Source organism: Rubritalea sp., assembly GCF_039830215.1.
Taxonomy (GTDB): Bacteria; Verrucomicrobiota; Verrucomicrobiia; order Verrucomicrobiales; family Akkermansiaceae; genus Rubritalea.
In genome coordinates this window covers 1-7,093 of the sequence record NZ_JBDOPO010000291.1, presented here as the reverse complement: position 1 = coordinate 7,093, position 7,093 = coordinate 1, and the positions used below count along the sequence as shown (strand labels likewise).

Genomic DNA, 7,093 nt, shown 5'->3' with positions numbered 1-7,093 from the left:
GCCTTCTGGCAGCAGCAAATCACTCACGATGAAGAGCACAAAGAGACCGAGTACTACATACATCTTATTCTAATGAAGAATGGCCAAAACCTTATCCAACATCCAAATCATCAGCAGGCCACTCGAGGCAATAGCTAAAATCATGATCCAAATAATATCTATGATGGCCATCGCTCCGAGGAATCGAAGGATAAAAAACAGCATTCATCACCACGATCATGGTGATTCCCATGTCTACTGAATGCTTCTCTTCTACCTCATCATGGCCCTCTTCTAGAGTGCTTATGTGCAGCACTTATTTGATTTCTGTGCAGATAATAAAAGCGCCACCAAACAGGGTGATAATTTTGGTAAACCCAAAGTAACCGTGCACTGCATGGGTATCGATCCTGGAGCAATAGGAACATGAATAGAGCAATCATCTTGGGAATAAGGTCAGCTATGACGATAGAGTTCGATTTCCTTGTAACTTGATTTAGGCTATTACAATAGAAAACAATTATCGATATCACCGTGCACATCCTCATCTCTAGCGCCTACCCACTGAGCAGCCCGAAAGGCAACTCGATCACCGCAAAACGCATCGAATCCCTACTCACTCAGACTGGTAACACAGCGCAAGCCATCAACACTGACATGCCACCAACTGCCGATGCCATGATCTCGCTGCACGCCACAAAAACCCTAGCCTCCAGCAAAAGCTTCAAAGTAAATTCCCCCAACGGCAAACTCATCGTCTACCTGACTGGAACCGACCTCTATCGGGAACAAACCAACAACAATCCAGAGTTCTTCGAAGCCCTCAGCCTAGCCGATGCACTCGTCGTTGGTCAACGTGCCTCACTGGCATCCATCCCCACTGAATTTCTGAAAAAATCCCACTTCATCCCCGCCAGCGTTCTTCTCCCACCTGTGGACAAAGTCTCACCGCCACCCCACCCGAGCCTTGCTCTCATTGGCCACCTCCGCCCGGTGAAAAACCCCTTTCTCATGAACCAAGCGCTAGAGAAATTAGCTGACATCAAACTAGAAGCCTTCACTCTCGGCGCAGCTCTCGAACCAAGCATGTTATCGGAGGTCCAGTGCTGGCAGCAATCTAACCCACGCTTCAACTGGCTCAATGACGTGACCTACAGCAAAACTCTGAGCTGGATCGAGCAAGTCGACTTCACGCTCAACACCTCACACAGCGAAGGCGGCTCAAATGCCGTGGCCGAATCCATCGCCCTAGGCACCCCTGTGCTCGCCAGCAAGATCGAAGGTAATGTGGGTATGCTTGGCGACGACTACCTCGGCTACTTCGAACCAGACAACGTCAGTGCCCTAGCTGCTTTGATTCGGCGCTCTATCACCGACCACAGCTTTCATAGCAAACTCCTGCAACAAATTGCAGACCTCCAACAGAATTTCCTTCCAGCCAAAGAAACCGCCGGCTGGTTGAAACTCCTAAAACAGCCCCCAACTGAACTAATCTTTCACCGCTAACATGATGCAAATCAGCACGATGACACTGCTCCACCACTAATTGCACGAATCAGGACAGAATGGCGCACATTCCGAAATTCTTGGAAAGGCAAACAACGGCCTACATATCAACCAATTTTTTCCTCACTCCCTCACTTCCTCACTTCTATAGATTGACATCGGTGCGGGTTTCCCCGATGACTTTCTCATGTTCGAAATTAGCGGAAAGATCAAACTCATCGATGAGACTCAGAGCTTCAGCAGCGGCTTCACAAAGCGTGAGTTCGTTGTCACCACTGGTGACTCAAAGTACCCACAGGATATCAAATTTGAGACCATCAAAGACAAGTGCAACATGCTCGATTCCTATTCGCCAGGCCAAGACGTGCAGGTGAATTTCGACATCCGAGGCAACGAATACAACGGCCGTTACTACGTCAACCTCAACTGCTGGAAGATTCAGGCTGGTGGTGGTGGTCAGCAAGCAGCACCACAAAACGAACCAAAATTCGACAACCCATTTGGCAACAGCGAAGAGCCTAGTGCGGCCGACCTACGCAGCAACTCCGACGACGGCGACGACATCCCATTCTAAGTCCGAGATTCGCTATCCCTTTTTCAAGAGCTCACACCCAGATGGGTGTGAGCTTTTTTATGAAGCCCAAATAAGCTTATCTGCTTACCTTAATTTTGCTTCTTATTGTATTCCTTGTTTGTTTTTTAAAGTCTTATTTTCTTGGGTGTTTTTGTCGATTAGGAGTAGATTTTTATTAGTTTTTCTATCGCGTCTTCATTGCTTATTTCTCCTTTGAGTGCCTGTCTTCCTAGCTCTTTAGCTTCTTCACTTCTGCTTAATCCTGCGTATTCTAGGATGCCTTCTGTATTCGCCTGTATTCTATCTACTTCTTCTTCCATACCTTTTTGCTGTGCTATTTTTATCATCAATAAGTACACCCTTGTTACCTGTAGATCAATGATTTAATCGCCTTGCTCCCCAATTCCTCCCCCAAAAAAATGGAAAGCTACGCTCGGTACTTCGCTTGCTTTTTATCCCCGTACTTCCCCGGGTGCTCATAGCCAGTGCATTCTTTAATCTCACAATGAGCAAAGCTTCCAGAGAGCCCATATTTCGTAGGATACGTAGTGGTTCGCTCCATACATCGAATAAATTTGCTCCCCTCAAAAATTGCAACAATCTCGTACTTCGATCGTAACTCCTTAGTCACCCCCCTCTCAACTTTACCCTCACTAGCGCCGCCAAATTATAGAAAGCCATTTCAACCGATCATGATTGCGATTCACAACACAACTTTGTGACTTTTATTTTAAATCCATGCCAGCGATTCTCCACATAGCTCCGACCACCATTCGACAATTCAGAACAATTCCTCCACTTTTCAATTTCCAGAACGCAGAATCGGTGCCTAGATAGCTGCAGCTCCAATGAGTAAACCAAGATCCATAGCCGTGATTGGCGGCGGCCCAGCTGGCCTGCGGGCTGCGGAAGTGGCAGCCGAGGCCGGTGCGGACGTCACTCTGTACGAAGCAAAGCGCTCGGTCGGCAGAAAGTTTCTAGTCGCTGGTAAAAATGGCCTCAACCTCACCAATGCCACCAGCTTCCCTGAATTTCTAGATTACTACGACGGCCCATGTCTGCCTCCCTTTTTCCACAACGTCCTCAAAGCATTCGACAACACAGCCCTCCGTAAATGGTCTAGCGAACTAGGTATCGAAACTTACGCCGCCTCTTCTAGTAAAGTCTTCCCCATCGGCATGAAGGCTGCCCCACTGCTGCGCCGCTGGATTGAAAAACTCCGCAGGCTTGGGGTCGACTTCCACGTTCGTCACAGGCTCACAGGAATCGACACCGGAAATCAAGTCACACTGCAGCTCGAACACGATGGGGAAACTCTCACCAGGAAACACGACGCCATAGTGCTAGCTCTCGGTGGTGCCTCATGGCCATCGACTGGATCCGATGGGAAATGGGTGAAAATGCTCCAACACCTGGGCGTCTCTATCAGTCCACTAGCATCGGCCAATTGCGGTTGGGAAAGTAATTGGCCCAACGAATTGTTAGCTGAAGCCGAAGGACTTCCATTGAAAAACACACTCGTACGCTGTGGAAATTTCGAGCGCAAAGGCGAACTCGTCATCACCCGCTACGGGCTCGAAGGCGGACCAATCTATCGGCTCGGACCAGCCATCCGCCAGCAAACCGAACCGCACATCATTCTCGACCTCAAGCCCACCTTCAGCGTCGAGCAGTTGGTCAACAAGATGGAATCAGCTAAGCGAAACTTCCTCAAAGAGGCTAAACAGCGCTGGAAACTCAGCCCAGCCGCATTGGCTATTTTAAAACACCTTCACGGGCCGTTCAATGATGCAGAATCACTCGCCCAGTGTGTGAAAAAGTGCCGTATTCCACTCAACCAGCCACGGCCAATCGAAGAAGCTATCTCTTCAGCTGGCGGTGTCCAATGGCCAGAGCTAAACTCTAACTTTTCACTTAGAGTTGATCCCCACGTCTTTCTAGCCGGCGAAATGCTAGACTGGGAAGCCCCCACCGGCGGCTTCCTCCTCCAAGCCGCATTCGCGACAGGAACTGCTGTGGGTAATGCCGTCTCTAAGACTTTATAAGCAGCCAAGCTGGATCAACTCTCTATCCTTCAGTGAAGGGATGGCTCAGCTGATCAGTAATTGAAAGCCATGCCTTAGTTCGCTAGGCTACTTATTCGAAAGGGTCAGCCTTGAGATAGGCGTTTGCGGGAGCCGCATCAAAATACTTAAACATTGCCGGGCATATTAATGGGGCGGGAAATCATGCAGTAGAAGGGAATTATCGGTCATGGCTTCGAAAAAGCAATGACCTAACTAACAGACCAAAAACACAATTTTTCTGTCAGAGCCTGCACTTCCGGTTTGAATCCAAGATAGAGTAAATCTATACACGATAAATAACTTACCGCAATAGACTTCTCTCAGATATTGTCTATCTCTTTATTTTATATTTTATTTATACACTGCCGGGTATTTAGCAGGGGTCTCAGGGTCTCGCAGTAATTCAAAGATATTTCGAGAATCGCCCCTTGGTATATTGACCAAGTAACTTCTGCCGTTGACTAGGTAAGCGATACTCAGGCAAAGACGGTTGTAGCCCTTTGGGTTATTGATCCCCATGCCAGACGAACTGATCTTTACTGTTTTTGTGGGGTCTTTGGCATAGGCCCGTATTTTATCTGTGACATCAATTTGCTCTCAACCAACACCGAAAGTTGCTTCTGCTACACTAAGGTTAATTTCCCCGAGATTTTCACTGCCTCTTGGCCTTTTCTTTGCCTCCTTAATAACTTGTTCTCTAAAGGGTTTTGTATTTATTTTAAATTTCGCTATTTTTGGGATTTTTGAAATTACAAATATTTCAAGGTATTGCAGCGAAGATCCTGTTTTGATGATCTTGCCTGTATTTGGGCTTTTGGTAGTAATTGTGCTATCTTGTTCACACTAGCATCTCGATAGGGAGGCTACAGATTAGCGCACTGGTTGGATTGGCATTCCAGTTCTTATACGAAAAAACTCCCTCGCAGGAATGTGAGGGAGTTGGTGGTAAAATGCATATTGCGTCCGAGCTGGGGGCTCGGAGCTTCCGGCGGATTACTTTGCAACGAAGAGGCTGGTGGCGTTGATGAGCATGTTGTCATCGTTGGAACCTTCTGCCACTTTTCCGCTGATCACAAGGTTGCTGAGTTCTTTGATGCCGGCGACGTTTTTGAATCCTTCTTTGAGTGGCTTGCCGTCAGCATCGACGACTTGAACGGTGACGATTGAGCCTTTGATCACGTCGTGGTCATCGCAGCAGACATCCCATGGGGTCCGGCAGTTGTCGCCGTGAATTAGGTCGCATGAAGTGATTTTTTGAGGGTCACCAATCACCATGATAGCTCTACCTTCGACAAAAACAGTGCTACTACCGATGACTTTTCCACTGAAGACAACGTCGTCGCCCACTTTTGCTGAAGTTCTGAGATCTGCAATGCTGGTAGCGTCGGTTGGAGCTGCGCTGACAACCAATGAGGCTAGGCCTTTGGTTGCTTCAGTGACTTCAGGAGCTTTGACGTCTTCAGGAGTCTCAGAACATGAGGCGAGTCCTAGCGCTAGGGCTAGCGTGCTGATGTAGTTTAGTTTTATCATGCTATTTATTTTTGGTTTTTAGTGAGATCGTAGGGCAATGGGTAGCGCGGGTGCGAGACAACGAATAGCTGGCGGCAATGTTCCTAAGGTTCCTAATAGGAATCCGGCAACAAGGCCAACACCAATCACCATCGGTGTCAGAGTGAGCGAAAATGTACCCAGCGAAAAGGGTATGGTTAGCCCATCTATCAAGAAGTAGGCAGTGACAAATGCCAGCAAGGTTCCCGTGAGGGTCGCTAATAGTGATTCCTGAATCAAAGAGACAAACAAGGCAGCGCGAGTAAAGCCAATCGACTGTAAAGTCGCCATCTCGGTCACCCGCGCGGCAAAGGCTGCATATAGCGTATTGAGTCCACCAAACACAGCACCTGCGGCAACCAGAGCGGCAGTCACCCAGGTCATGATTTTGATCGGCTTGTAAAAAACGCTGAGCTTCTCGTAGTAGGAATCCTCACGGATGGCAGAGAGCTCTAGATCGTTACGCTGGAGGGTGAAGATTACCACATCATCAAACTCGGCAGAATCCATCCGCAAAGTTATAGACGAAAGTGTGTCTCGCTGGGTGATGGCTGCTAGGTCATTGCGGTCGAACCAAATTTCCGACTCCAAGACCGTGAAAGGAGCCTCAAATATTCCGACAACTTTGAAAGTTGCGTCTTCGAACTTTAGGGTTCTTCCCACCGCTGTCTGATCGGCATCAACCCCGAGCTTTCGGTGCGCTAAGTGCCCCACCATGACCTCACCTGACTGAGGGAATCGCCCTTCTAACACCCGCACAGTAGAGTGCACTAACAACGCACTTTCTAACACTCCACGGAATAAGGCTTGTTCAACATTTCCCGACTCGGTTTCGAGCGGGGCTTGGTAGAATATTTCACCTGAGATGGCGGTGACTCCCAGTTGGGAATCGAGACCTCGGACGGAAGTCGCCGCAGCGGCCTCGGCTTCGAGATGGACCTCTGAGCGTTCGATCGATTCCTCCGAACCTTTGCCCATGAGGATCACATTTTTTGCGGAGCCTGAAGTGGCGAGGACGCGGTCCATGCCTTGATTCAGAGCCACAGCAGCGACGAGTAACAACACGACCAGTGCTGAGCCCCCCACGGTCTGCGCGAGCCTAGATGGGTCGCGGAATAGATTTCTGAGTGCGTACGAAAAAGGTAACATAGAACTAGGAGCTTAGTGATTGAACCAGTGGACGAGAAGTCGCCTTGTAGGCTGGATAAATAGAAGCCAGCAAGCCGAGCGAAACAGCAAGGAGCAGGCCAGTGATAACAACCATGGAGGTAGGAGTGAGAGCGAGAGTTAGTCCCTCGTTACCCAAAGTGAATGATTTAAGATAGAAGAACAACGCTGAACCTAGCACGCCAAAGAGCCCACCGATCAAGCCTAACAAAGCTCCTTCACAGACAACCATGAAGCCTATAGCTCTACGGGA

8 protein-coding genes are annotated in these 7,093 nt (G+C 48.7%); 3 read left to right on the top strand and 5 right to left on the bottom strand.

All coding sequences use genetic code 11. The annotated features are described in order from the left end of the window. Positions 1-513 precede the first annotated feature (513 nt). Positions 514-1,485 carry a glycosyltransferase gene (locus tag ABGY95_RS09670; RefSeq protein WP_347441474.1) on the top strand — a complete coding sequence of 324 codons (972 nt, stop codon included), beginning with the start codon at positions 514-516 and terminating at the stop codon, positions 1,483-1,485. A 187-nt stretch (positions 1,486-1,672) separates the two neighbouring features. Further along, positions 1,673-2,059 (top strand): DUF3127 domain-containing protein, encoded by a 387-nt coding sequence (locus ABGY95_RS09665; RefSeq protein ID WP_347441473.1) that lies wholly within the window; start codon positions 1,673-1,675, stop codon positions 2,057-2,059. A gap of 158 nt (positions 2,060-2,217) precedes the next feature. Here the strand turns inward: ABGY95_RS09665 and ABGY95_RS09660 are convergent, their stop codons facing one another. Next, positions 2,218-2,406 (bottom strand): hypothetical protein, encoded by a 189-nt coding sequence (locus tag ABGY95_RS09660; RefSeq protein ID WP_347441472.1) that lies wholly within the window; start codon positions 2,404-2,406, stop codon positions 2,218-2,220. A gap of 501 nt (positions 2,407-2,907) precedes the next feature. On the opposite strand from ABGY95_RS09660, the gene ABGY95_RS09655 reads away from it, so the two are divergent. Further along, positions 2,908-4,104, top strand: a complete 1,197-nt coding sequence (locus ABGY95_RS09655) for a TIGR03862 family flavoprotein (protein WP_347441471.1) — start codon at positions 2,908-2,910, stop codon at positions 4,102-4,104. A gap of 372 nt (positions 4,105-4,476) precedes the next feature. Here ABGY95_RS09655 and ABGY95_RS09650 read toward each other — a convergent pair whose 3' ends face one another. The 4 genes from ABGY95_RS09650 to ABGY95_RS09635 all read right to left on the bottom strand — a co-directional run. Next, entirely contained in the window at positions 4,477-4,644 is a 168-nt protein-coding gene (locus ABGY95_RS09650; RefSeq protein ID WP_347441470.1) for a hypothetical protein, read from the bottom strand. A 474-nt stretch (positions 4,645-5,118) separates the two neighbouring features. Continuing rightward, complete coding sequence (locus tag ABGY95_RS09645) at positions 5,119-5,655, bottom strand: hypothetical protein (RefSeq protein ID WP_347441469.1); 537 nt, start codon at positions 5,653-5,655, stop codon at positions 5,119-5,121. Positions 5,656-5,673: 18 nt separating this feature from the next. Then, entirely contained in the window at positions 5,674-6,822 is a 1,149-nt protein-coding gene (locus tag ABGY95_RS09640) for an ABC transporter permease (protein ID WP_347441468.1), read from the bottom strand. Between the two features lie 4 nt (positions 6,823-6,826). Next, positions 6,827-7,093: FtsX-like permease family protein (locus ABGY95_RS09635; RefSeq protein ID WP_347441467.1), on the bottom strand; the 267-nt coding region annotated here is incomplete at its 5' end.